This is a genomic window from Aeromicrobium fastidiosum, from assembly GCF_017876595.1.
GTDB lineage: Bacteria > Actinomycetota > Actinomycetes > Propionibacteriales > Nocardioidaceae > Aeromicrobium > Aeromicrobium fastidiosum.
In genome coordinates, this window is record NZ_JAGIOG010000001.1 from 290,833 (window position 1) to 313,774 (window position 22,942).

Consider the following 22,942-nt stretch of genomic DNA (forward strand, 5'->3'; position numbering starts at 1 on the left):
CGGGCTCCGGGAGGGACGGCAACGGTCACGATGGCGCAACTGTACCCTTGGAGGGTTGTAGCCAAGGAGTGGGAGCACGCCGTGCCGAAGTACCAGTACCAGTGCAAGGACTGCGGAGAAGCGCTGGAGGTCCAGCAGAGCTTCACCGACGATGCGCTGACCGTCTGCCCCACCTGCGGCGGCGATCTGCGCAAGGTGTTCAACGCCGTCGGCGTCGTCTTCAAGGGGTCCGGCTTCTACAAGACCGACAGTCGTTCGGGGTCGTCCTCGTCGACCTCCTCCTCGGGATCTTCCAACTCGTCCTCGTCGTCGTCGGACAGCTCGAAGCCCGCCGGCGACGGCGGAGGCACGTCCGCCGCCAAGAGCGAGCCGGCAGCCAGCAAGCCCGCGACCAAGAGCGGCTCCGACTCCGCCGCCTGACCAGTTCGCCGCCCGTCCCTGTGGACGGACGGCGACGCCCCGCCCATCATCTTTCCTAGAGTCCGGGCATGGCACGCCTCCTCCTCCTGGTCGACGAGCACCGCCGGCTCCTTGCGGCCGTCTGCGCTGGTCTGGCCGTGCTGGCCGCCCTCTCCGCCGTCCGTCAGTCTCCGCGCACCGAGCAGGTGCTGGTCGCGCGTCACGACCTCGCCAGCGGTCACGTCGTCACAGCCGGCGACATCCGCTCGGCGTCCGTCCCGCCGGCCTCGGTGCCGAGTCACGCGCTCAGCAGGGCCGCTGCCGTCGGTCGGCGAGCCGCCGGACCGATGCGTGCCGGAGAGCCGTTGACCGACTTCCGCCTCGTCGGCCCGGGCTCGCTGGCGGGCTACGGCGAGTCGGCCGTCCTCGCGACGATTCGCGTCGACCGCTCCGACGCCGCCGCCCTGCGGGTGGGTGACCGGGTCGACGTCGTCGGGGTCGCCCCCGGCGGCGAGACGCCAGCCGAGGTCGTGGCACGCGACGTCGAGGTCGCCACGGTGCCCCGCGACGACGAGACCGAGTCGGTGGCTCTCGGCGTCGTCACGACCGAGGAGGGTGCCCTCGCGCTGGCACAGGCAGGACTCACGTCCCGACTCGCGGTCATCACGACGTCTTCCTAGGAGGAAGGGCCGCGCCTCGCTAGGGTCGAGTCACCACACCCGACACCCAACCAGGGGGACGCATGCTCAAAGGCTTCAAGGACTTCCTGCTCCGCGGCAACATCGTCGACCTCGCGGTCGCCGTCGTCATCGGCACGGCGTTCACGGCCCTCGTAGGCGCATTCGGCGACTCGTTCATCAAGCCGCTGCTGGGCCTCATCGGCGGCGGAGGACCCGAGGGCATGACGCTCGAGGTCAACGGCCAGTTCTTCACCTTCGGTGCCTTCATCACGGCGATCATCACGTTCACGATCACCGCGGCTGTCGTCTACTTCGCGGTCGTCGTCCCGATGAAGACCGTGCAGGAGCGGCTCGCGAAGGGCAAGGAGGAGGCCCCCGTCGCGGTGCCCGAGGACATCCAGCTGCTGCGCGACATCCGCGACAGCCTCGCCGCCCAGAACCCGAACCGTCCGGGCGGACCCACCGGCCTCTAGCCGTGGTGGGGAGGGACGTCGCGCAAGAACTCGTCGTCGCGGGCGTCGGTGCCGCGCGAAGCCCCTCCCCGCTCACCCCACCCCTCGTCGGTCTCGTCCGACGTCGTGCTGGGCAGCAGGTCGCCCAGCAGGTCGGCGGCCCGACGGCGTCGCTCCCGCTCGGCGCGGTCAGGCCCGGACGAGGTCATCGAACCAGTCGGGGGTGAGCTTGGGGTGGTCGGGATGCCAGCCCGTGCGGTCGCTGAACAGCTGCGAGCTGACCCGCTGCGATCGCACCAGGATCTCGAGCTTCTCGGCACCCAGGCGCAGGATCCAGGGCGGCAGGAAGTGGCCGCCGCTCCTGCGTCCCGCGGCCAGCGCGATCATGTCGACGTAGTCGCGCCGCTGCACCGGCTCGGCACCCACGTTGTAGGTGCCGCCCGGAGCGCCGAGAGCGTGCACGACCGCGGTGCCGACATCGTCGGTGTGGATCAGGTGCATCCAGGACTTCTCGTCGCCGAGGCCGATCGACCGCCCGGCGGCGGCCCGGCGGAACAGCCACGCGGTGTTGGGGTCGTCGCCCGTGATGAGCCCGAAGCGCAGGCTCACGGCCGTCCCGCCCTCGGCCGCGAAAGCCTTGACGTTGTCCTCGGCGACGACGACGGGCTCGGTCGCCCGGGTGACGTCGACGGGGCTGTGCTCGTCGAGCCAGTCGTCGCCGTGGTCGGCGTAGATGAAGCTGAGGCTCTGCTGCACGAGGCGTCCGACCCCGGCCCGCAGGGCTGCCTCGGCCACGATCCTCGAGCCGTGCAGGCGGATGCGGTCGATCTTCTTGAGCGATCCGGGCCGCAGCGCGCCCGACCCGACCGGCACCTTGGTGGCCAGGTTGGCGACGGCGTCACAGCCGCGCATGCCGGCGGTCATGGCCGGCCGGTCGTAGATGTCGCCCGGCACGGGCTTCGCGCCGGCGGCGGCGATCACGTCGGCCGCCTGCTGCGAGCGGGCCAGACCGACCACGTCGTGGCCGGCTCGGTGCAGTGCGTCGATGGACGATCGGCCCATCACTCCGCTTGCACCCGTGAGGAAGACCTTCACGATTCACTCCCTGGGTGGGCTCCCCCGGCATGTCTTGCCCGGGTCTCCGCATCGGACCGGGTGAGGCCGTCGGCAGATTACGAAACGATAACAAACTTCGCCTCGTGAGGATTACCCGCAAGTAACCGTCAGGTGAGAAACGCGCGCCGGATCAGGTCACCAGAGGGACGACGTCGGCGATCGAGTCGAACACCTCGGTGGGCCGGAAGGGGAACCGGTCGACGGCGCTGGCGGGCGTCGAACCCGTCAGCACGAGGAAGGTGCGCAGGCCTGCCTCCAGGCCCGAGAGCACGTCGGTGTCCATCCGGTCGCCGATCATGACGGTCGTCTCGGAGTGCGCCTCGATCTGGTTGAGCGCGCTGCGCATCATGAGCGGATTGGGCTTGCCGACGAAGTAGGGCTCGACTCCCGTCGCCTTGGTGATCAGGGCGGCGACCGAGCCCGTGGCGGGCAGCGATCCCGCCGGCGACGGCCCCGTGGCGTCGGGGTTGGTCGCGATGAACCGTGCCCCGTTCTCGATGAGCTGGATGGCCCGGGTGATCGCCTCGAACGAGTAGGTGCGCGTCTCGCCGAGGACGACGTACTCGGGGTCCTGGCTCGTCATGACATAGCCGACGTTGTGCAGCGCGGTGGTCATGCCGGCCTCGCCGATGACGTAGGCCGTGCCGTCGGGTCGCTGCTCGGACAGGAACTTCGCCGTGGCCAGGGCCGAGGTCCAGATCGCCGACTCCGGGACGTCGATGCCGGCGGCCCGCAGACGGGCGCAGAGATCGCGCGGCGTGAAGATCGAGTTGTTGGTCAGCACGAGGAACTTGCGCCCCGTGCTGACGAGCCGGGCAATGAACTCGGCCGCCCCCGGGATGGCGGTCTCCTCGTGGACGAGGACGCCGTCCATGTCGGTCAGCCACGTCTCGATCGGCTTGGTCATCGGCGCGCACCAGTCATGGCGCTATTGTCCACCAGCCGCGGACCTGCTCGCGGGGTGTCGCTCGAAGAACGACCACAGCAGGGCCGTTGCGTCGACCGGGCTGTCCTGGGTGCGCGACGCGCGGCCGGGTGACATGGGGCCGCCGCCGGGCCAGCCGTGGACACCTCCGACGACTGCGTAGATGTCGACGTCGGTGCCGCCCTTGCACGAGCGCCAGGCGAAGTGGTGGATCGAGTCGTCGGCCGTCGTGAACGCGCCCGACGCCGGGCACCGGCCGCGGGTCGCCCACTGCGACATCGTCGTGTTGACCGGTGGCAGCCGGCCGATGACGGTGTCCGCGCCCCCGAACGGCACCGTCGTGTCGGCCGTGCCGTGGAAGTAGATGATCGAGGCCGGGGGCGCGTCGTCGCAGCGCGGCTCGTAGTAGGGCCCGGACACGGCCGCATAGGCGGCGAACCGCGTCGTGCCGTCACATGCCAGCGCGAGCGTCAGGGCCGAGCCGTTGGAGAACCCGGCCGCGAACAGCCGGTCGGGGTCGGTGCACGCGGTGCGCTGCACCTGGCCCACGAGGTCGTGCACGAACGCCAGGTCGGACGACGGGTCGCTGGCCGGCTTGCGGAACGTCCACCGGGCCGGCTCGCCGCGCCCGAGCGGGACGACCAGGATCGTGCCGTCGGCGTCGGCCCGATCGGCCATGCCGGTCGCGTCGAGCACCGTCTGGGGGTCGCCGCCGAGGCCGTGGAACATCACGACGACCGGCGCGCGCGTCGTGCCGTCGTAGGTCGCCGGCACGTGCAGGAGGTAGCTGCGGGTGTGGTCACCCGAACGGATCGTCTGCGTCGACGTGCCGGCCGGGAGCTGGCGTGCGTCACGGCACGGGGCAGGCGCCGGGGCCACCTCGGGGGTGGCTCCGTTCGCGCCGTAGAAGACGATCCCGGCCGCCGCCATGACGAGGATCGAGATGCCGACCAGCAGCTTTCTCATCGCACGCGACCCGTGCGTCGAGGATGAGATGGGAGTCGGGACACAAGGGCGATCGTATGCGCTACGACCCCCAGTCGATAACCTGACTCGTGAACGCCCCCGTAGCTCAGTCGGATAGAGCGACCGCCTCCTAAGCGGTAGGCCACAGGTTCGATTCCTGTCGGGGGCACCCTCCGGCTCCCACCGGTTGGATCACGGTCCCTGGCCGACCTGGTCGCCCTCCTCGGGCGGCCCGACGAGGCCCGAGGGATATCCTTCAGAACCGGCGACGAGAATCGGTGGGCGCAGTGCACGACTTCGCGGTGCAGGACAGGCAGGTCCTCGGCGATCTGGCCACCTGGATCGCCGATCGGCGCACATCCCCCGCCGCGCCCCGACCGGCACGCTCCGCGCGGCTGCCCGACGTGACGTCCACCGGCATCGGCATCAAGGCCACGTGGGCCGTTCTGCGCGACCTCGTGCTGCCGACGGCGTTCCCGACCGACCATCCCCGCTACCTCGCCTTCGTGGGCGGCTCGCCGACACCCGCGGCGATCATCGCCGACGCTGCCCTGTCGGCTGCCGCGGTCTACGGAGGGTCGGAGCTCGAGGCAGGCGACGTCGTCGTGGTCGAGCGGGCCGCGATGCGCTGGATGTGCGACCTCGTGGGCTATCCCGAGCAGGCCCACGGTGCCTTCGTCAGCGGCGGGTCGCTGGCCAACCTCAGCGCACTCGTGACGGCCCGGCACGGCCTCGCTGCCCCCGGCGGCGGGGTCCCCGACGTCATCGTCGCGAGCGCAGCCGCCCACTCGTCGATCCGGTCTGCCGCCGCGATCATGGGATGTCGCGTGGTCTCCGCAGGGTCGCCCGACCGCCCGCTGGGCGCGTACGAGCTGACCGCGGTGCTCGACTCGCTCGATCCACGCGACGTCGTGGCGGTCGTAGCCAACGCCGGAGCCACCAACACCGGTGCCGTCGACCACCTCGAGGAGATCGCCGAGTGCTGCGAGGTGCGGGGCACGTGGCTCCACGTCGACGCCGCCTACGGCGGAGCGGCCATGCTGGCACCGTCTCGTCGTGACGGCTTCAAGGGCATCGAGCTCGCCGACTCGATCACGATCGACCCGCACAAGTGGCTCTTCACGCCCTTCGACTGCGCCGCGGTGCTCTACCTCGACCCGACCGTCGCCCGGGCCGCGCACCAGCAGCGCGCCGAGTACCTCGACGCGGTCAGCCACGCGGACGACGACAACCCGGCCGACTACGCCGCCCACCTGAGCCGCCGGGCCCGCGGCGTGCCGGTCTGGGCCTCGCTCGTCGCGAACGGCACCGACGCCTACGTCGACGCCGTCGAGTCGTGCCTGACGACGGCCGGCTACGCCGCCAAGCAGATCGCCGACAAGCCCCACCTCGAGCTCGCGACCGAGCCGCACCTGTCCGTCGTGCTGTTCCGCCGCCGCGGCTGGTCGCCCGACGACTACGCCCGGTGGTCGTCGCGCGCCCACACACGGGGGATCGCCCTGATCACGCCGACCACGTTCGCGGGCGAGACCGCCCTGCGACTGTGCTTCGTCAACCCGTTGACGACGAGGGCCGACGTCGACACGATCCTCGACAGCCTCGAGCAGGACGCACCCGGCAGGTGGCAGGCGTCGTGACCGCCGCCCGTCGTCCCACCCGCACCACACCACGGCTCGCAACCGTCCAGCGCATCGTCGCTCCGTTCTCCTGGGCAGTCGTCGTCGCCGGACTCGTGCTGAACGGCGTCACCCAGCTCACGGGAGGCTCCAGCACTCCCACGATCCTGCTCGGCACACTGGTGGTGTTCTTCCCGCTGCTGCTCGTGCGGCTCGTCCTGGTCGCCGTCCTCCAGCCCGCCCGTCGCCGCGCCGTGGTGGTGCTCCTCGCGGCGATCGCCTGCTGGTCGCTGGGCTCGATGTGGATCAACTCGTCGCTGGGCGGGTCGACGTCCGAGTTCCCGGCCGACGGCGAGTGGCTGTTCATGCTGTCCTACCTCGGGCTGGCCGGCTACCTGCTGCTCGACGTCGACCGCCGGCACTCCAAGCCCGCCCGCGCGTGGCTCGACATCGTCATCATCTGCGGTGGCACGGCGTGCCTCGCATCCCTTCTCCTGGTCTCCCCGGTGCGGGCCGTGTCCCACCTCGACGGCATACCCCTGCTGCTGGCACTGATCTATCCGCTCGCCGACCTCACCCTGGCCCTGCTGGTGCTGGGCCAGTCGCTGCTGCAGACACGCATGGACCACGCCAAGTCGTGGATGATCGGCACGGCCTTCGTGCTGCTGGCCTGCGCCGACTCGGGGTTCGCGCTGCGCGGCGCGGCCAGCACCTATGACTTCGGCAACTTCAGCTACGCCCTGTGGGGCGGGGCGTTCCTGCTCATCGTGTCGGCCACCTGCCGTCCGTCGCAGATCGTCATCCGGGCAGTGCCCCGCTCGGTGGGAAGCCCTGTGCTGGTCGGGGCCGGCGTCCTGGCCCTGGCCACACTGGCGATCCGTCCCGACGACACGCTGGCCACCTACATGCTGCCCCCCGCGGTCCTGACCCTGACTGCCGTGGCCGCCCGCATGGCACTGGCGCTGCGCGACGCCAACCGTGCCACGGAGGCCTTCGCGCTGTCGCAGACCGACGACCTCACCAAGCTGCCCAACCGGCGTGCCGTCCGTGCGTGGCTGTCGGGCGGCCTCGCGGCCCGCCGGCCGATGGCCCTCATGCTCCTCGATCTCGACGGGTTCAAGGAGATCAACGACTCCCTCGGCCACCGGGCCGGCGACACCGTGCTCACGATGGTGGCCGTGCGCATCCGCGAGGCCGTCGATCCATGGGTCCGGGTGGCCCGCCTCGGCGGTGACGAGTTCGCGATCATCGTCGACAGCACCGACGAGATCGAGCTGATGGAGATCGCCCGCAGGGTGCTGGCCGAGCTCGCCCAGCCGCTCCTCGTCGAGGGCATCGAGATCTCGGCCGCGGCGTCGATCGGGGTGACAGTCGCCCGCGCGGGCACGGCCGACGGCAGCGAGGTGCTGCGCCGGGCCGATGTCGCGATGTACCAGGCCAAGAACTCCGGTCTCGGGGCGGCGCTCTACGACGCCGAGCTCGACGAGTTCTCCCGGTCACGGCTGCAGCTGGCCGAAGAGCTGCGCAAGGGGCTCAGCGACGGGCAGATCGAGGTCTGGTACCAGCCGCAGCTCGAGGCCGCCACGATGCAGGTGGCCGGTCTCGAGGCGCTGGTGCGCTGGCGACACCCCACGCAGGGCGTCATCAGCCCCGTGTCGTTCCTGCCCGCGGCCCGACGAGCAGGGCTCATGGCCAGGCTCTCGGAGGTCGTCGCGCGCCAGGCGGTCCGCGACCTCATGGCGCGCCGGGAGGCAGGCATCGACGTGCGTGTCGCGATCAACTGCGCTCCCCCCGAGCTGCTCGGACCCACGTTCCTGCCGATGCTCTACGCGGTGCTGGCGGCCGAGGACGTCCCCGCCGACCAGCTCGTGCTGGAGGTCACCGAGGACTCGTTCCTGGCCGATCCGCAGCACACCCGCGAGGTGCTGCTCGAGCTGCGCAGCCACGGCGTGCAGGTCGCGATCGACGACTACGGCACCGGATTCTCGTCGCTGGCCTATCTGCGCAACCTGCCCGTCCAGGAGCTCAAGATCGACCGGGCGCTCATCGGCAACGTCGCCGACGACGCCCGCAGCCGCATGATCGTCGCCTCGACGATCCAGCTCGCCCACGCCCTCGAGATGCGCATCGTCGCGGAGGGCGTCGAGAACGCCGCCGACCTCGCCGAGCTGGTCGCGATGGGCATCGATGCGGTGCAGGGCTACCACCTGGCACGACCCATGCCGTCCGGCGAGCTCAACCGCTGGGTCCGCGACTGGACACGCTCCGACCACCACCCCACCGACACCGACACCGAGGAACTCCGATGACTGCCCCGCTGAGATTCGTGTTCGACCCCACCGGCGACGAGCTCGACGCCGCCAAGAGGTGCGAGGCCGACGTGTTCCTCGAGACGTATGGCAACACCACCGAGGAGTTCGACCGCGAGTACGGCCCCTATGAGGAGTCGACCGGCTTCATGACGGTGCTGGAGGACGACGGGACGGCCGTCGCGACGGCACGGTTCATCACTCCCGGACCCGCCGGCCTCAAGACGCTCAACGACGTGAGCCGTCCGCCGTGGGAGGTGGACGGCATGCGGTCTGCGCGGTCTGCCGGCGTCGATCCCGACCGCACGTGGGACATCGCCACGATCGCGGTGCGCAAGGGCAAGGGCCGCGGCGGCCTGTGCGCCGCAGCGCTGTATCACGGCATCATCACGGCGGGCCTGGCCAACGAGATCGACACGATCGTCATGATCATGGACTCGCACGCCCGTCAGCTGCTCACGGGGCTCGGCATGCAGACCCAGGCGCTGCCCGGCACCTCGACCGGCGAGTACCTCGGCTCGACCAGCAGCACCCCACTGTGGGGGCACCTGCGACGAGCCATGGAGCAGCAGCGCCACGAGAGCCCCGACGCCTACCGCCTGATCTTCCAGGGCGTCGGCCTCGACGGCATCGCGTTGCCGACCGACTGGACGTGGAGGCACGGCGCCGCACGACGTGCCGAGAGCCCGACCAGCGCCTAGCGTGGACGGGCCATGGTCCGTCTGCGTCGTACGTCCGCCAGCTCGCCCGGATGGTCGCGCACGCGGCACGGTCGGGGCTTCCGCTACCTCGACCAGGACGGCAACCCCCTGCAGCCCGAGCAGGTCGAGCGGTGCAAGAAGCTGGTCATCCCGCCGGCCTGGACCGAGGTGTGGATCTGCTCGGTCGACAACGGCCACCTCCAGGCCGTCGGCACCGACGACGCAGGTCGCCGGCAGTACCTCTACCACCCGGGATGGCGCGAGCGGCGCGACGCCGAGAAGTTCGAGCGCATGGAGGACTTCGCCTCAGCCCTGCTGAAGCGGCGCGGGACCGCCCGCCGCGACCTGGCCGGTGACGAGCTCGACCTGCGCCGTGTCGCCGCGGCGACGTTCAGCCTGCTCGACCTCGGCATGTTCCGCATCGGCTCGGTGCGGTACGCCGAGGAGAACGGCAGCTTCGGCCTGACGACCCTGCTCAAGCACCACGTGGTGCCGGGCAACGACGGTCTCTCCTTCGCCTACGCCGCGAAGTCGGGGCAGGAGGTGCAGGTCACGGTGCGGGACGAGCGGGTGCAGACGGTGCTCGAGACCCTGCGGCGACGTCGGGGCGGCAGCGACCAGCTGCTGGCGTACCGGGCGGACGGCGCATGGAAGGACCTCGACGCGACCGACGTCAACGCCTATGTCAAGGAGGTGCTGCGGGGCGACTTCACCGCCAAGGACTTCCGCACGTGGCGCGGCACCACGATCGCCGCACTGGCCCTGGCCGGCAGCGACGGATCCACGGCCACCAAGCGCAAGAAGTCGGTCGCGGCCGCGATGCGTGAGGTCTCCGAGCACCTCGGCAACACTCCCGCCGTCGCCCGCTCCTCGTACGTCGACCCACGCGTCGTCGACCTCTTCGAGCACGGCGTCACGGTGTCGGCGGACCACCGACGGGTCGCCCCCGGTGCCCCCACGAGTCGCACGCTCGAGCGCGAGGTGCTCGGGCTGCTGGGCGGGGCCTGACCTCAGGTCGCGAGGGCCGACTCGATCGCCCGCCAGAACGTCGGATACGCGTAGATCGTGTTGGTCAGGGTCTCGACCGGGATCTCGGCACGCACAGCGAAGGCCAGGCCTGCGAGCGTCTCGCCGCCGGCCACCCCGACGCTGTTGGCACCCACGATGACGCCGCGCTCGTCGTCGATCACGACCTTGATCAGCCCCTCGTTGCCTGGCCCGTGGACGAACCCGCGGCTGCTCGCAGCCAGATCGGTGACGCCGATCCGCACCGCGATTCCCCGGTCGCGGGCCTGCTTCTCGGTGAGGCCCACCCCGCCCACCTCGGGATCGGTGAACGTGACGCGCGGAAAGCTGGCGTCGTAGTCGCCCAGAGGCTCACCGAGGATCGAGCGCGCAGCGCGCTCCGACTGGTACATCGACACGTGGGTGAACGCGCCCCGCCCGACGATGTCGCCGATCGCCCACAGGCCACCCTTGACCTGCATCGCGTCGTCGACCGTCAGGTGCCGCCCGGGCTCCACGCCGACCGTCTCGAGCCCGACGTCGTCGATGCGCGACCGGCGGCCGGCCGCGACGAGCAGCCGCTCGGCCTCGAACGTCCTGGCCTGTCCCGAGCCCGTCGAAGGGTCGCCGCAGGTCACGTGGAACACGCCGTCTGCGTGCGCGACGGCATCGATCGAGACCCCGGCGTGGACGCCGATGCCCTCGGCGGCGAAGACCGACGCGATCAGCGCGGACGACTCGGGCTCCTCGACCGCCAGGATGCGGGGGCCGACCTCGAGCACCGTGACCTCGGTGCCGAACCGGGAGAAGGCCTGCGCGAGCTCGAGCCCGATGGGCCCGCCACCGATGACGATCATCGACGCCGGTGCCGTCTCGGTCTCGAGGATGCCGCGGTTGGTCCAGTAGGGCGTGCCCGCCAGACCGGGGACGGGCGGCTCGGCGGCGGTCGTGCCGGTGTTGAGCACGACACCCTTCGAGGCCACGATCGTCGTGACCTCACCCGCGTCGCCCGTGTGGTCCACGACGACGCGCCGGTCCCCGTCGAGGCGTCCGTGCCCGCGCACCAACCGAGCCCCGGCGTCGACGATGCGGTCGGCCGCGACGGTGTCGTCCCAGTCGTCGGTCGCCTCCTCGCGGATGCGGCGGGCGACCGGGCCGAAGTCGGGCTCGACGGGGGCCCTGCCGGCGAGCCGGTCGACGCGGCGGGCCTCGGCGAGGGCGTTGGCGGCGCGGATCACCATCTTCGACGGGATGCACCCCCAGTAAGGGCACTCGCCCCCGACGAGCTCCTTCTCGACCGCGACGACGTCGAGCCCGGCAGCGGCCAGCCGGGCGACCAACGCCTCTCCCCCGGGTCCGAGACCGACGACCACGACATCACACGAGAGCTCAGGCATGTCGCCATCCTGAGCCATCACGGTCCGTCCCGCGACCCCGGGACGGACCCGTCAGCGACCGACGAGCGCGCGACGGATGTTGAGGACGCCGCGACCGGACGTCGTGTCGTAGCCCGGCGTGACGATGTCGTCAGCCCGCGCGGTCAGCAGGTACGCGACCTTCGACAGCGTCAGACGGTGCTTGGTGCGCGAGATCAGGATCGCCGCGGCGGCGGCCACGTGCGGCGATGCCATCGAGGTGCCGTCGAGCACGCAGTAGCTCTTGCCGTAGGCGCACGGCAGCGACAGCGACGGGCGCTTGATCATGGTCGACGTGATACCCGTGCCGGGTGCGACGACGTCGACGTAGGTGCCGCAGTTCGAGAACGGCGCGACCCCGTCAGAGCGGTCGCTGGCACCGACGCCGATGACGCCCGGGAACGCGGCGGGATACGTCGTCGGGGCGTTGCAGCCGCTGTTGCCGGCGGCGGCGACGACGACGACACCGCGACGGACGGCGTACCGGACCGCCGCCTGCACCTGGGCGTCGGGGCTGTTGCCGGCCAACGACAGGTTGATGACGTCGGCACCCTTGCGCGCGGCGTAGACGATGCCGCGCGCGACGGCCACGGTGCTGCCGGTGCCGGCCGAGTTGAGCACCCGCACGGGCAGGATGCGCGATGACGGTGCCAGGCCCGCGATGCCTCGCTTGTTGTTGGCCTTGGCGGCGATGATGCCGGCGACGTGCGTGCCGTGGCCGTTGCGGTCGTTCGCCTTGCTGTCGGACTCCACGAAGTCCCAGCCCTTCAGCACCTGCCCCTTCAGATCGGGGTGGTTGGCCTGCACGCCGGTGTCGACGACGGCGACGACGACGCCCTTGCCGGACGACTTGCGCCAGACCTTCTCGGCGGCGAGCCGGTCGAGCGCCCACTGCCGCTTGCGCTGGCTGTCGTTGCTGCGGCGCGTCTTGGAGGACTTGCGCTTCTTGGTGACGGCGGTGTCGGTCGCGATCGAGACCTGGTGCGCCAGGTCGACGGCAGCCGTGCCGGGGTCGGCCAGAGCGTCGGAGATGAGTGCCTTCGCCTCGGCGTGGGATCCGGCGACCTCGGTCGTGAACTGCGGGCCGGACGCCGTCTCCGTCGTGGTGACGACGGTCAGCGGCTCACCGGGGGTGGCGGTCGCGAGAATGCCCGCGGCCTCCCGGTCGGTCGAGGTGGGCCCTGCGACTGCGGCGGGGGCTGCGCCCAGCACGAGCACGGCGGCGGTTGCCAGGGACAGGATGATGCGTCGGTGTGCCACGGTTGAAGAACGTCCTCGCGGTGTCGGCGGTCGGCGGGACATCAGAGCCCCCGTCTGCGAGAACAGTACGTGCCCGCGGCCCCCTCGGGCCAACCGATGCCGCGTCGGGATGGGCTACGGGGCGTCGACGGTGCGCCCGCCATGGGGTTCGCGCCACCTGACGACGCTGTAGACGAGCAGCCCGAGAGCCGCGGCCGCCGACGCCCACAGGCCGAGCGCCGTGACCCAGCCCTGGGCCGGGAGCTCGGGACCGAAGCCGACGCCCAGCACCTCGAACTCCGGGATGTCCGGGCCGATCCACCAGATGACCCCGAGCACCGCGAGCCACACCCCGCCGGCCGCGCTCAGCAGGATGCGCGGCCAGGTGGCGACGCCGAACTTGGCAGCCTCGATCGCCCGGCGCTCCAGCGGGCCGAGGATCCTCTGCGCCCACACGTAGTGTCGCGACAGCAGGGCGATCCCGCCCACGAGGACCAGTGTCCCGGGGCCGGGCGCGGGCATCAGGATGATGCCGAGTGGAACGAGCACCCAGCCCAGCGCCTCCGAGCCCGTGCGTCGGAACCAGCCCTTGATCCTGGTGCCGACACTCATGCGTCCAGTCTGCCGCATCACAGGTTTTCGGATGGCGCAACCCCGACGCGAGCGGTTGACTTGGCGCGTGAACATCGCATCCTCCCTCCTGTCGTTGACCGAGGAGACCCTCGGTCTGAAGCTCCCCATCCGCCTGCGGGCGTGGGACGGCAGCGAGGCCGGTGTGCCCGGCGCACCCGTCGTCGTCATCCGCAGCAAGCGAGCCCTGCGCCACATCATCTGGAAGCCGGGCGAGCTCGGCGTCGCCCGCGCCTACGTGCAGGGCGACCTCGACGTCGAGGGCGACCTCGGCGACGGTCTGCGCGCCATGTGGGACGCCGTCCGCAACGCCCGGGTCGCCGACGGCAGCGCCGGACGTCCGTCGATCGGCCCTCGGCAGGTGGCCAAGGCCGTGGCCCTCGCCGTCCGGCTCGGTGCCATCGGCAGGCGGCCGCCGGCACCCGCGGCCGAGTCGAACCTCACGGGCGAGCTGCACAGCAAGGAGCGCGACCAGGCCGCCATCTCGCACCACTACGACCTGTCGAACGACTTCTACGAGCTGATCCTCGACCCCAACATGGCCTACTCCAGCGGCTTCCACGTGACGCCGGAGATGACGCTCGAGGAGGCGCAGACCGCCAAGCTGCACCTGATCTGCAAGAAGCTCGACCTGCAGCCCGGCATGAGGATGGTCGACATCGGCTCGGGCTGGGGCTCGCTGACGCTGTTCGCGGCCGAGCACTACGGCGTCCACGTCACGGGCGTCACGCTGTCGGTCGAGCAGCGTGACTACGTCATGGGCAAGGCGGCCGAGCGTGGGCTCGCCGACCGCGTCGACGTCAGCCTGCGACACTTCCGCGATCTGGAGGCGTCCGGCGTCCGCGACGGCCAGATCGACGCGATCGCCTCGATCGAGATGGGCGAGCACGTCGGCGACGCCGAGTACGTCGTGTTCGTCGACTCGATCTTCCGCTACCTCAAGCCGGGCGGACGGGCGCTGATCCAGCAGATGTCGCGCAGCAACGACGCTCCCGGAGACAGTCCCGGCGGCGGACCGTTCATCGAGACGTACATAGCGCCCGACATGCACATGAAGCCGCTCGCCAAGACGATCGGTCTCATCGCGGCGTCGGGCCTCGAGATCCGCGACGTGCAGGCGATGCGCGAGCACTACCCCCAGACCGTCGCAGGATGGGCCCAGCAACTCGAGGACAACTGGGACGTCGCGGTCAAGCTCATCGGGGAGGAGAACGCGCGCGTGTGGCGGCTGTACCTCGTCGGCGGCGCGCTGGCGTTCGAGGAGAACCGCATGGGCGTCGACCAGATCCTGTCGGTCAAGCCGAGCCCGCGCGGTGTCAGTGGCATGCCGACCTCGCCGCTCGCCTGGCTGACCGGCGACGCCGTCGGAGGTGCCGACGCGTGATCGCCAACGACCTGTCGCAGACCGTCGTCACGCTGGGTGCCGGCCTGGCCGCGCTGCTCGTGTTCATGGGGCTCGGCCTGGCCTACGCGCTCAAGAACTCGCTGCTCTCGATCGTCGACACCCTGTGGGGGCTCGGCTTCGTGGTCGTCGCCGCGGTCTCGGCAGTCGTCTCTCTGGGCGGTGACGGCGGGCAGGCCCAGCGCTGGATCGTCCTCGTGATGGTCGCTGTGTGGGGCCTGCGCCTCGCGTGGCACATCGGCGGCCGCAACCACGGCCACGGCGAGGACCCCCGCTACGCCGATCTGCTCGAGCAGGGCGAGAAGGCGGGCCGCTCGTTCGCCCAGACGGCGATCACCCGGGTGTTCCTGCCACAGGGCATCGCGATGTTCATCGTCTCGGCACCGCTCATGGTCGGCCCCAACAACGAGCGCCTGTCGGTGCCGCTCACGGTCATCGGCGTCGCGGTGTGGGCGGTCGGCCTGTTCTTCGAGACCGTCGGCGACGCACAGCTCAAGAGGTACAAGAGCGATCCGGCCAACAAGGGCAAGATCATGGACACGGGGCTGTGGAGCCTGACCCGGCACCCGAACTACTTCGGCGACGCGACGGTCTGGTGGGGGCTCGGACTCGTCGCCGCCGGTTCGTTGCCGGGCCTCGTGGCGCTGATCGGGCCGGCGATCATGAGCTACTCGCTCGTCAACGTCACGGGTGCCAAGCTCAACGAGAAGAGCCAGCGCAAGAAGCCCGGCTGGGACGACTACGCCCGCCGCACCAGCTACTTCATCCCCCTGCCGCCCAAGAAGTAGGCCCTCGTGGAGGGGACGTCATCACGACGGCTCTGGACCAGGTACCGATGTGATGACGTCCCTGCCACCCATCGCGGACGTCATCACATCAGTACCTGGGTCAGCGCATCCGTGATGACGTCCCTGCTGGGTCCACAGCCGGGTGCCTGGACGCCGGCTGTCCCCAGGCCGTCGCCTCGGTTCGCACGGCCGACAGCGGCGGCCACAGATTCTCGGCATGAACACCAGCCACCGTCTCCGCCGCCACGCCCTCGCCCGTCCCCTCGCCGACGCCCAGGACGGCGTCGCGTCCCGCCGTCAGCTGCTCGCTCTGGGCCTGACGCGCTGGGACATCGCCGCCGAGCTGCGCGCCGGCCGCTGGCGACAGCACCACCGTCAGACGATCTGCGTCCACACCGGTCCGCTCGGCGAGCGGGCGCGCCTGTGGCACGCCGCGATCGAGGCCGGCACGCGAGCCGTCCTCGACGGGACCGGGTCGCTGCTGGCCGCCGGCCTCCGGGGGTTCGAGGCTGATCACATCCGCGTCTCGATCCCCCGCGGCGGAAAGGTCCTGACGTCGCCGGGCGCGATGGTTCGGCAGACGCGCCGCCTGAAGGCGTCGGACGTCATCACCGATGGCATCCCGCGCGTCCGCGCACCTGTCGCCGCGGTCCGGGCCGGGCTGTGGGCAGCGTCAGACCGGCAGGCGGCGCTGCTCCTGACCATGACGGTCCAGCAGAGGTTGGCCACGGCCGAGCAGGTCGCGGTGGCGCTGCTCGACGTCCGCCGGGACAAGCGCCGTCGCTTCCTCGAGCGGGTCGTGCTCGACCTGATGGGCGGTGCCGAGTCCCTCGGAGAGCTCGACGTCGCAGGCATCTGCCGTCGCCGCGGCCTGCCAGAGCCCGACCGCCAGGTCGTTCGGGAGGGCCCGAACGGCCGGTACCACCTCGACGTCGTGTGGGAGCGATACCGGTTGGTGCTCGAGGTCGACGGCATCCACCACGCCTGGGCCACGTCGGTCATCGGCGACGCGCTGCGCCAGAACGACCTCAGTCTGCAGTCCCTGACCGTGCTGCGACTGCCACTGCTCGGCCTGCGGGCCACCGAGGAGAAGTTCTTCGACCAGGTCGAGGCCGGCCCGCAACCACGGGTCGAGCGAGCCCTGCGAGCGAAGACTGGCGCCTGGGCGAAGCCCAGCAGCGGCGACGGAAGAGCCGCTGGAGCGGCGAAGCCGCGCGCCCTAGGCGGTGACGAAGATGTGGGCTGCGGCCTCGGCGTCGATCTCGGCGGTCTCGCCCTGGCGCGCGACGACGAGGCCGTCGTGGCCGACCGAGACCAGCACGTCGTTGCCCGGCAGGGCACCGACGCGGCGCAGCACCGACATGACCTCGGTGTCCTTCTGCAGCTCCTCGGCGATGCGGCGCACCACCAGGCGGATCGGCTCGCTCGACAGGCCGACGGCCTTGGTCATCGCGATGACGCCGGTGAGGAACCTCGCCTCGTCGCCGGCCTCGCCCAGCTCGGCGAGGCCGGGGATGGGGTTGCCGTAGGGCGACTCGGTGGGGTGCTCGAGGATCTGCACGAGGCGGCGCTCGACCTGCTCGGACATGACGTGCTCCCAGCGGCACGCCTCCTCGTGGACGAACTCGATCTCGAGCCCGATGACGTCGATCAGCAGGCGCTCGGCGAGACGGTGCTTGCGCATCACGCGGGTCGCGAGCTGGCGACCCTTCTCGGACAGCTCGAGGTGACGATCGCCCTCGACGGCCAGCAGGCCGTCCCGCTCCATGCGCGCGACGGTCTGCGAGACCGTCGGGCCGCTCTGGTGCAGGCGCTCGGCGATGCGGGCGCGCAGGGGCACGATGCCCTCCTCCTCCAGCTCGTAGACCGTGCGGAGGTACATCTCGGTGGTGTCGATCAGCTCGCTCACGCGCCCATTGTTCCATGCCGTGCGGACAGCACGTACACGCGTGAGGATGGGACCCGTGCCAACCTCCGTGATCTGCTTCCGGTCCGACTTCCGTCTGAACGACAACCCCGCCCTGCGGGAGGCCATCGACGCCGGCCCGGACGGCGTCGTGCCGATGTTCGTGCTCGACGAGCACTACTGGGGCCCGAACGGACGCACCCGGCTGGCCTACCTCATGGCGCTGCTGCGCGACCTCGACGAGCGGGTCGGCGGCCTGACCGTGGTGAAGGGCAAGCCGGAGGAGGTCGTGCCCCAGGTGGCGCTGGCCGTCGGGGCCGGCAGCGTGCACGTGGCCGCCGACTACGGCCCCTACGAGAAGGGCCGCGACGAGCGCGTCGAGCAGGCCCTCGCCGACGACGACGTCGCCCTGGTGCGCACCGGATCGTCGTATGCGGTGGCCCCGGGGCGCGTGACCAAGGGCGACGGAACCCCCTACCGCGTCTTCACCCCGTTCCACCGCGCGTGGCAGGAGCACGGCTGGCGTGCACCCGCACCCGGCGTGCGGTCCGTACCGTGGATCCGCGCCGACGTGAGGACGACGGAGATCCCCGACGTCGACCCGCCCGAGGGCGTCACCCTCCCTCCCCTGGGCGAGGAGGCGGCCCGGCGGCAGTGGCACGCCTACCTCGACCACGTCGACGACTACGACGACGTGCGCGACCTGCCGGGCCGCGATGCGACATCGCGCATGTCGGTGCACCTCAAGTGGGGCACGATCCACCCGCGCACCATGCTGGCCGACCTCGCCGAGCGCGGAACGAAGGGTGCCGAGGCGTACGCGCGCGAGCTGGCGTTCCGCGAGTTCTACGCCGACGTCGTGCACCACCGGCCCGACACGCTCGACGGCTACTACGACAAGCGGTTCGAGGCCATGGACTACGACGAGCCCGGCGACGACCTGCAGGCCTGGAAGGACGGCCGCACGGGGTTCCCGATCGTCGACGCGGGCATGCGCCAGCTGCTGGCCGAGGGCTTCATGCACAACCGCGTGCGGATGATCGTCGCCAGCTTCCTGGTCAAGGACCTCCACCTCGAGTGGACCGTGGGCGCCGACCACTTCCTCGACCTGCTGGTGGACGCCGACCCGCCGTCGAACCAGCACGGCTGGCAGTGGGTGGCCGGCTGCGGCACCGACGCGTCGCCGTACTTCCGCATCTTCAACCCGACGTCGCAGGGCAAGAAGTTCGATCCCGACGGCACGTACGTCCGCCGGTGGGTACCCGAGCTGGCCGACGTGCCGGCGAAGCACGTCCACACGCCGTGGGAGATGGACGAGCCGCCGGCCGACTACCCCGCGCCGATCGTCGACCACGCCGAGGAGCGGGCCGAGTCGTTGCGCCGCTACGAGGTGGTCAAGACCGCTGGGTAGGGTCGCTGCATGGTGACGATCGCGGCACGGTTCAACGGACCCGATCACTCGGGCAACGGCGGCTACGTCGCGGGCATGCTCGGTGCCGAGGTGGGCACCGACGTCGTGACGTCGACCCTGCGCATCCCGCCGCCGCTCGACGTCCCGCTCAGCTGGGAGCACGACAGCCACCACGACGGCGAGCTCGTGAGGCTGCTGACCGCCGGCGGTGCCGTGGTCGGCGAGGCGTCGCCGGGCGGGTTCGCCCGAGTTGTCCCTGCCGCACCCGGTGCCGACGAGGCACGGGCCGGGCTCGCCGCCTACAAAGGGCACCTGCAGCACCCGTTCGACCGGTGCTTCACGTGCGGCACGGCTCGCACCGACGGCGACGGTCTGCGGCTTTTCACGGGTCCCACCGCCACCGGCCGGGTCGCGGGATCCTGGACGCCGCACGACGCGTTCGGCGGGGACGACGGACGCCTCGACGTCCCCACGACGTGGGCGGCCCTCGACTGCCCCGGCGGCTGGGCGGCCGACTTCACGGCTCAGACGATGGTGCTCGGACGCATGACGGCGCAGGTGCTGCGGGCCCCCGTGGCCGGAGAGCCGCTGCTGTCGGTCGGCGAGCTGCGCGAGCGCGACGGTCGCAAGTTCGCGACCGACACGGCGCTGTACACGAGAGCGGGCGAGCTGCTGGGCCGTGCCGAGCAGGTGTGGATCCAGGTCGATCCCGCCGCCTTCCACTGACCGGCCGTCGCGGCCGCAGGCGTATGTTCTCCTGACGTGGCCCGGCCCTCCCTCGCGAACGTCCTCGCGGACACGCGTCCCCTGCGCAACGAGCACTTCCGGCGGCTGTGGCTGGCCAACATCGTCACGGTCGTCGGGGCGCAGCTGACCGTCGTCGCCGTCCCGGCTCAGCTGTACGCCGACACCGGCTCGTCGGCCTACGTCGGGCTGGCCGGCGTCTTCGGCCTCGTTCCCCTCGTGGTCTTCGGGCTCTACGGGGGCGCGCTGGCCGATGTGTTCGACCGGCGCACCCTGCTGATCGTCACGACCGTCGGACTCATCGTGACGAGCGGGCTGTTCTGGGTGCAGGCCGCTGCCGGCAGCACCAGTCCGTGGCTGCTGCTGTCGCTGTTCTCGGTGCAGCAGGCCTTCTTCGCCGTCAACCAGCCGACGCGCAGCGCCATCATCCCGGCACTGGTCGACGCGACGCTGCTGCCGGCCGCCAACTCGCTGAACATGACCGTCACGATGGCCGGCGCGATCGCCGGCCCGCTCGTCGCCGGGGTGCTGATCCCCGTCATCGGCTTCGAGTGGCTGTACCTGATCGACACGTTCACGCTGTTCGCGACGCTGGGGGTGGTCGTCCGCCTGCCCAGCCTGCGGGCGCTCGAGGCGGCCACGTCGGTGCCGGGCCTCCGGGCGGTCGTCGACGGCCTGGTCTACCTGCGGACCCAGCCGGTGCTGATGATGTCGTTCGTCGTCGACCTGATCGCGATGGTGTTCGGGATGCCACGGGCACTGTTCCCGGAGATCGCGCACCTGTCGTTCGACGGTCCCGACGAGGGTGGACTGGTGTTCGCGCTGCTGTTCGCCGCCATCCCGGCGGGTGCCGTGATCGGCGGGGTCTTCAGCGGCTGGGTCTCACGCGTCGAGCGTCACGGGCGTGCCGTGATCGCGTGCATCCTGGTCTGGGGCCTGGCGATGACCGGCTTCGGCGTCGCCGTGGCGCTGGCCGACCGCTGGGGCACGGCGATGCTGGTCGTGGCCCTCGCGATGCTCGTGATCGGCGGAGCGGCCGACATGGCGTCCGCGGCGTTCCGCACCAGCATGATGCAGGCGGCGGCCGCCGACGCCATGCGCGGACGCCTGCAGGGCGTGTTCATCGTCGTGGTCGCCGGCGGTCCACGCATCGCCGACACCCTCCACGGTGCCACCGCGGCGGCGGTCGGGACCGCAGCAGCCGCGGCCGGCGGCGGCGTGCTCGTGGTGGTCGGCGTCGTGATCGCCTCGCTCGCCGTGCCGTCGTTCGTCCGGTACCGCATCACCCGTCCGACCCCCTGACCCGCGATACTGACCGCGTGTCCGTCCGCGAGCTGAGCATCGAGCAGGTCCAGCGCTGGGTCGTCTCGTTCCTCATCCTGGCGGTCGCCTCGTTCCCGCTCGGTGCGCTGACCGCGGTCAGTCGCACGATCGACCGCGAGGGACGGCACAGCGACGCGGTGCTCCTGGTCTGCGTCATGGCGGCGCTGGGGACGCTCGCGCTCGCCGCGATCCGCCTCGTGCACCGTCGTCCGCCGGCGTCACCGTGGCTCGTGCTCGGGCTCGTGCCTGCGCTGCTCGCCGCCCTCGTGGCCCTCTGACACGAGCGGCGGGACGTCAGGCACCGGGTTGCGGATCTCCCGCCAGGGTGAGGCGCGCCTGCCGCGGCATGACGCCGGTGGCCAGCTCCAGCGAGGCCACGTCGGGTGCCGCGACAACGGGACGGACGCCGATGACGGCCCGCACGAGCAGCACCGGCACCACGGCGAGGGCCAGCAGCACCAGCACGAGCCAGGAGGCTCGCCCGAGGAGGTCGCTCGTCACCGCGGTCAACGCGGCGACGGCCGAGCCCCCTCCCACGTAGGCCGTCGCCCACAGCGCGGACCCCGACAGCGAGGCGACCGCGAACCGGCGGTACTCGAGCCCCGACGCGCCGGCCGCGGCGGGCGTCAGCGTGCGGACGACGGGCACGAGGCGGGTCATGAACACCGCGGTGCCGCCGCGTCGCCGCAGCAGGTCGGTGGCACGGTCGTAGTGGTGACGGCCCAGGCGGCGCACGGCGCGGGTCTCGCCGAGGGCGTCGCCGTAGCGCCGACCCAGGAGGTAGCCCACGTGGTCGCCGAGGCTCGCGCCCAGCATCACCACGACGCCCAGCGCGACCATCTGGCCCGTCGTGCTCATGGAGGCCGCCAGCAGCACGACGGCCGTCTCGCCCGGGAGCACCATGCCGAGCCCCAGGCCCGACTCCGCGAAGGCCAGGCTGAATCCGACACCGAGGGACACCAGCAGTCCGTTCATGCCACCACGGTGCCTCGCGCAGGCGTCATCCACCTGGCGTCCAGGTGGACGCCGGGTGACGATCAGTCGTCGAGCAGGCCCAGCAGGTAGTCGCCGTAGCCGCTCTTGGCGTACACCGCGGCCTGCTCGCGGAGGCCGTCGTCCGACAGGAAGCCTCCGCGCCAGCCAGCCTCCTCGGGGCAGCCGATCGACAGGCCCTGACGGTGCTGCACGGTGCGGATGAACTCTCCGGCCTCGGACAGCCCGTCGAACGTGCCGGTGTCGAGCCAGGCCACGCCCCGCTCCAGCACGTCGACCTGCAGGCGGCCCTCCTCGAGGTACAGGCGGTTGAGGTCAGTGATCTCGAGCTCGCCGCGGGCGGACGGCTTGAGCGCACGCGACTTCTCGACGACGTCGTTGCCGTAGAAGTACAGGCCGGGCACCGCGAAGTGGCTCTTGGGCACCTCGGGCTTCTCCTCCAGCGAGATGGCCTTGCCGTCGGCGTCGAACTCGACGACGCCGGAGGCGGAGGGGTCCTTGACCCGGTAGCCGAAGATGACCGCTCCGTCGACGTCCTCGAACCGCGTCAGCTGCGTGCCGAGACCGGCACCGTAGAAGATGTTGTCGCCGAGCACGAGCGCCACGGAGTCGTCGCCGATGTGGTCGGCACCGATGACGAAGGCCTGCGCGAGGCCGTCGGGGCTCGGCTGCTGCGCGTAGGTGATGTGGATGCCGAACTGCGAGCCGTCACCCAGCAGCCGCTCGAACTGCTCCGCGTCGTGCGGGGTCGTGATGATCAGCACCTCGGAGATGCCCGCGAGGATCAGCGTCGACAGCGGGTAGTAGATCATCGGCTTGTCGTACACCGGCATCAGCTGCTTGCTGACGGCCTTGGTCACGGGATGCAGACGGGAGCCGGTTCCACCGGCCAGGATGATTCCACGCATGCGCAGCATCCTAG

Annotated in this window: 25 protein-coding genes and 1 tRNA gene; 14 read left to right on the plus strand and 12 right to left on the minus strand. The window is 71.2% G+C overall.

Annotation, left to right across the window (positions count from 1 at the left end; genetic code table 11):
• Positions 1-81: 81 nt before the first annotated feature.
• The 3 genes from JOF40_RS01460 (at position 82) to mscL (ending at position 1,552) form a co-directional block, all read left to right on the plus strand.
• Entirely contained in the window at positions 82-420 is a 339-nt protein-coding gene (locus JOF40_RS01460) for an FmdB family zinc ribbon protein (protein ID WP_129181800.1), read from the plus strand.
• A gap of 68 nt (positions 421-488) precedes the next feature.
• Entirely contained in the window at positions 489-1,079 is a 591-nt protein-coding gene (locus JOF40_RS01465; RefSeq protein WP_129179433.1) for an SAF domain-containing protein, read from the plus strand.
• Between the two features lie 62 nt (positions 1,080-1,141).
• Entirely contained in the window at positions 1,142-1,552 is a 411-nt protein-coding gene (gene mscL / locus JOF40_RS01470) for a large conductance mechanosensitive channel protein MscL (protein WP_129179435.1), read from the plus strand.
• On the opposite strand, the gene JOF40_RS01475 is transcribed toward mscL, so the two are convergent.
• The 4 genes from JOF40_RS01475 to JOF40_RS01490 all read right to left on the minus strand — a co-directional run bounded on the left by JOF40_RS01475 (position 1,549) and on the right by JOF40_RS01490 (position 4,538).
• A complete protein-coding gene (locus tag JOF40_RS01475) occupies positions 1,549-1,740 on the minus strand; it encodes a hypothetical protein (RefSeq protein ID WP_129179437.1) in 192 nt (63 codons plus the stop codon). The genes mscL and JOF40_RS01475 overlap by 4 nt on opposite strands.
• Positions 1,721-2,626 (minus strand): NAD-dependent epimerase/dehydratase family protein, encoded by a 906-nt coding sequence (locus JOF40_RS01480; protein WP_129179439.1) that lies wholly within the window; start codon positions 2,624-2,626, stop codon positions 1,721-1,723. The genes JOF40_RS01475 and JOF40_RS01480 overlap by 20 nt, the downstream gene beginning before the upstream one ends.
• Positions 2,627-2,777: 151 nt before the next feature.
• Positions 2,778-3,554 carry an HAD-IIA family hydrolase gene (locus JOF40_RS01485; protein ID WP_129179441.1) on the minus strand — a complete coding sequence of 259 codons (777 nt, stop codon included), beginning with the start codon at positions 3,552-3,554 and terminating at the stop codon, positions 2,778-2,780.
• A 21-nt stretch (positions 3,555-3,575) separates the two neighbouring features.
• Positions 3,576-4,538, minus strand: a complete 963-nt coding sequence (locus JOF40_RS01490) for a CE1 family esterase (RefSeq protein WP_129179443.1) — start codon at positions 4,536-4,538, stop codon at positions 3,576-3,578.
• 95 nt (positions 4,539-4,633) lie between these two features.
• Between JOF40_RS01490 and JOF40_RS01495 the strand changes: the two genes are divergently transcribed.
• From JOF40_RS01495 to JOF40_RS01515, 5 genes are all read left to right on the plus strand, one after another.
• A tRNA-Arg gene (locus tag JOF40_RS01495) sits at positions 4,634-4,707 on the plus strand.
• 109 nt (positions 4,708-4,816) lie between these two features.
• A complete protein-coding gene (locus tag JOF40_RS01500) occupies positions 4,817-6,175 on the plus strand; it encodes a pyridoxal phosphate-dependent decarboxylase family protein (protein WP_188111618.1) in 1,359 nt (452 codons plus the stop codon).
• Positions 6,172-8,463 (plus strand): putative bifunctional diguanylate cyclase/phosphodiesterase, encoded by a 2,292-nt coding sequence (locus JOF40_RS20135; RefSeq protein WP_129179447.1) that lies wholly within the window; start codon positions 6,172-6,174, stop codon positions 8,461-8,463. Before JOF40_RS01500 ends, JOF40_RS20135 begins: the two co-directional genes overlap by 4 nt.
• Positions 8,460-9,164, plus strand: coding sequence for a hypothetical protein (locus JOF40_RS01510; protein ID WP_129179449.1), 705 nt, complete (start codon positions 8,460-8,462; stop codon positions 9,162-9,164). The genes JOF40_RS20135 and JOF40_RS01510 overlap by 4 nt, the downstream gene beginning before the upstream one ends.
• A gap of 12 nt (positions 9,165-9,176) precedes the next feature.
• Positions 9,177-10,172: a DNA topoisomerase IB gene (locus JOF40_RS01515; protein ID WP_129179451.1), complete on the plus strand. Its 996-nt coding sequence runs from the start codon at positions 9,177-9,179 to the stop codon at positions 10,170-10,172.
• Positions 10,173-10,174: 2 nt separating this feature from the next.
• Here the strand turns inward: JOF40_RS01515 and JOF40_RS01520 are convergent, their stop codons facing one another.
• From JOF40_RS01520 to JOF40_RS01530, 3 genes are all read right to left on the minus strand, one after another.
• A complete protein-coding gene (locus JOF40_RS01520) occupies positions 10,175-11,566 on the minus strand; it encodes a dihydrolipoyl dehydrogenase family protein (RefSeq protein WP_209674318.1) in 1,392 nt (463 codons plus the stop codon).
• Between the two features lie 51 nt (positions 11,567-11,617).
• Positions 11,618-12,844: a S8 family serine peptidase gene (locus tag JOF40_RS01525; protein ID WP_188111619.1), complete on the minus strand. Its 1,227-nt coding sequence runs from the start codon at positions 12,842-12,844 to the stop codon at positions 11,618-11,620.
• A 114-nt stretch (positions 12,845-12,958) separates the two neighbouring features.
• Positions 12,959-13,435: a PGPGW domain-containing protein gene (locus JOF40_RS01530; protein WP_188111620.1), complete on the minus strand. Its 477-nt coding sequence runs from the start codon at positions 13,433-13,435 to the stop codon at positions 12,959-12,961.
• 67 nt (positions 13,436-13,502) lie between these two features.
• Between JOF40_RS01530 and JOF40_RS01535 the strand changes: the two genes are divergently transcribed.
• Both JOF40_RS01535 and JOF40_RS01540 read left to right on the plus strand, forming a co-directional pair.
• A complete protein-coding gene (locus tag JOF40_RS01535; protein WP_129179456.1) occupies positions 13,503-14,837 on the plus strand; it encodes an SAM-dependent methyltransferase in 1,335 nt (444 codons plus the stop codon).
• A complete protein-coding gene (locus JOF40_RS01540; protein WP_246152653.1) occupies positions 14,834-15,643 on the plus strand; it encodes a DUF1295 domain-containing protein in 810 nt (269 codons plus the stop codon). Before JOF40_RS01535 ends, JOF40_RS01540 begins: the two co-directional genes overlap by 4 nt.
• Before the next feature lie 100 nt (positions 15,644-15,743).
• Here the strand turns inward: JOF40_RS01540 and JOF40_RS01545 are convergent, their stop codons facing one another.
• From JOF40_RS01545 to JOF40_RS01555, 3 genes are all read right to left on the minus strand, one after another.
• Entirely contained in the window at positions 15,744-16,160 is a 417-nt protein-coding gene (locus JOF40_RS01545; RefSeq protein ID WP_129179458.1) for a hypothetical protein, read from the minus strand.
• 156 nt (positions 16,161-16,316) lie between these two features.
• A complete protein-coding gene (locus JOF40_RS01550) occupies positions 16,317-16,568 on the minus strand; it encodes a hypothetical protein (protein ID WP_209674320.1) in 252 nt (83 codons plus the stop codon).
• A 294-nt stretch (positions 16,569-16,862) separates the two neighbouring features.
• Positions 16,863-17,552 carry an iron-dependent transcriptional repressor DtxR gene (locus tag JOF40_RS01555; protein ID WP_129179462.1) on the minus strand — a complete coding sequence of 230 codons (690 nt, stop codon included), beginning with the start codon at positions 17,550-17,552 and terminating at the stop codon, positions 16,863-16,865.
• Between the two features lie 46 nt (positions 17,553-17,598).
• Between JOF40_RS01555 and JOF40_RS01560 the strand changes: the two genes are divergently transcribed.
• The 4 genes from JOF40_RS01560 to JOF40_RS01575 are packed head-to-tail and all read left to right on the plus strand — an operon-like array spanning position 17,599 to position 21,305.
• On the plus strand, positions 17,599-18,960 hold the full coding sequence (locus JOF40_RS01560) for a cryptochrome/photolyase family protein (protein WP_129179464.1): 1,362 nt from the start codon (positions 17,599-17,601) through the stop codon (positions 18,958-18,960).
• A 9-nt stretch (positions 18,961-18,969) separates the two neighbouring features.
• Complete coding sequence (locus tag JOF40_RS01565) at positions 18,970-19,686, plus strand: hypothetical protein (protein WP_209674322.1); 717 nt, start codon at positions 18,970-18,972, stop codon at positions 19,684-19,686.
• 36 nt (positions 19,687-19,722) lie between these two features.
• The gene (locus JOF40_RS01570) at positions 19,723-21,006 is read left to right on the plus strand and encodes an MFS transporter (protein WP_129179466.1); all 1,284 of its coding nucleotides are present in this window, start codon (positions 19,723-19,725) and stop codon (positions 21,004-21,006) included.
• 17 nt (positions 21,007-21,023) lie between these two features.
• On the plus strand, positions 21,024-21,305 hold the full coding sequence (locus tag JOF40_RS01575; RefSeq protein ID WP_129179468.1) for a hypothetical protein: 282 nt from the start codon (positions 21,024-21,026) through the stop codon (positions 21,303-21,305).
• A 16-nt stretch (positions 21,306-21,321) separates the two neighbouring features.
• On the opposite strand, the gene JOF40_RS01580 is transcribed toward JOF40_RS01575, so the two are convergent.
• Together JOF40_RS01580 and rfbA are read right to left on the minus strand one after the other, a co-directional pair.
• A complete protein-coding gene (locus tag JOF40_RS01580; protein WP_129179470.1) occupies positions 21,322-22,002 on the minus strand; it encodes a DedA family protein in 681 nt (226 codons plus the stop codon).
• Between the two features lie 62 nt (positions 22,003-22,064).
• Positions 22,065-22,928 carry a glucose-1-phosphate thymidylyltransferase RfbA gene (rfbA, locus tag JOF40_RS01585; protein WP_129179472.1) on the minus strand — a complete coding sequence of 288 codons (864 nt, stop codon included), beginning with the start codon at positions 22,926-22,928 and terminating at the stop codon, positions 22,065-22,067.
• Between the last annotated feature and the right edge of the window lie 14 nt (positions 22,929-22,942).

Coding starts and splice junctions, on each gene's coding strand:
- JOF40_RS01465 (WP_129179433.1), top strand. CDS start 489: ATGGCACGCCTCCTCCTCCTGGTCGACGAGCACCGCCGGCTCCTTGCG.
- mscL (WP_129179435.1), top strand. CDS start 1,142: ATGCTCAAAGGCTTCAAGGACTTCCTGCTCCGCGGCAACATCGTCGAC.
- JOF40_RS01475 (WP_129179437.1), bottom strand. CDS start 1,740: ATGACCTCGTCCGGGCCTGACCGCGCCGAGCGGGAGCGACGCCGTCGG.
- JOF40_RS01485 (WP_129179441.1), bottom strand. CDS start 3,554: ATGACCAAGCCGATCGAGACGTGGCTGACCGACATGGACGGCGTCCTC.
- JOF40_RS01490 (WP_129179443.1), bottom strand. CDS start 4,538: ATGAGAAAGCTGCTGGTCGGCATCTCGATCCTCGTCATGGCGGCGGCC.
- JOF40_RS01510 (WP_129179449.1), top strand. CDS start 8,460: ATGACTGCCCCGCTGAGATTCGTGTTCGACCCCACCGGCGACGAGCTC.
- JOF40_RS01515 (WP_129179451.1), top strand. CDS start 9,177: ATGGTCCGTCTGCGTCGTACGTCCGCCAGCTCGCCCGGATGGTCGCGC.
- JOF40_RS01520 (WP_209674318.1), bottom strand. CDS start 11,566: ATGCCTGAGCTCTCGTGTGATGTCGTGGTCGTCGGTCTCGGACCCGGG.
- JOF40_RS01530 (WP_188111620.1), bottom strand. CDS start 13,435: ATGAGTGTCGGCACCAGGATCAAGGGCTGGTTCCGACGCACGGGCTCG.
- JOF40_RS01560 (WP_129179464.1), top strand. CDS start 17,599: ATGGGACCCGTGCCAACCTCCGTGATCTGCTTCCGGTCCGACTTCCGT.
- JOF40_RS01565 (WP_209674322.1), top strand. CDS start 18,970: ATGGTGACGATCGCGGCACGGTTCAACGGACCCGATCACTCGGGCAAC.
- JOF40_RS01580 (WP_129179470.1), bottom strand. CDS start 22,002: ATGAACGGACTGCTGGTGTCCCTCGGTGTCGGATTCAGCCTGGCCTTC.
- rfbA (WP_129179472.1), bottom strand. CDS start 22,928: ATGCGTGGAATCATCCTGGCCGGTGGAACCGGCTCCCGTCTGCATCCC.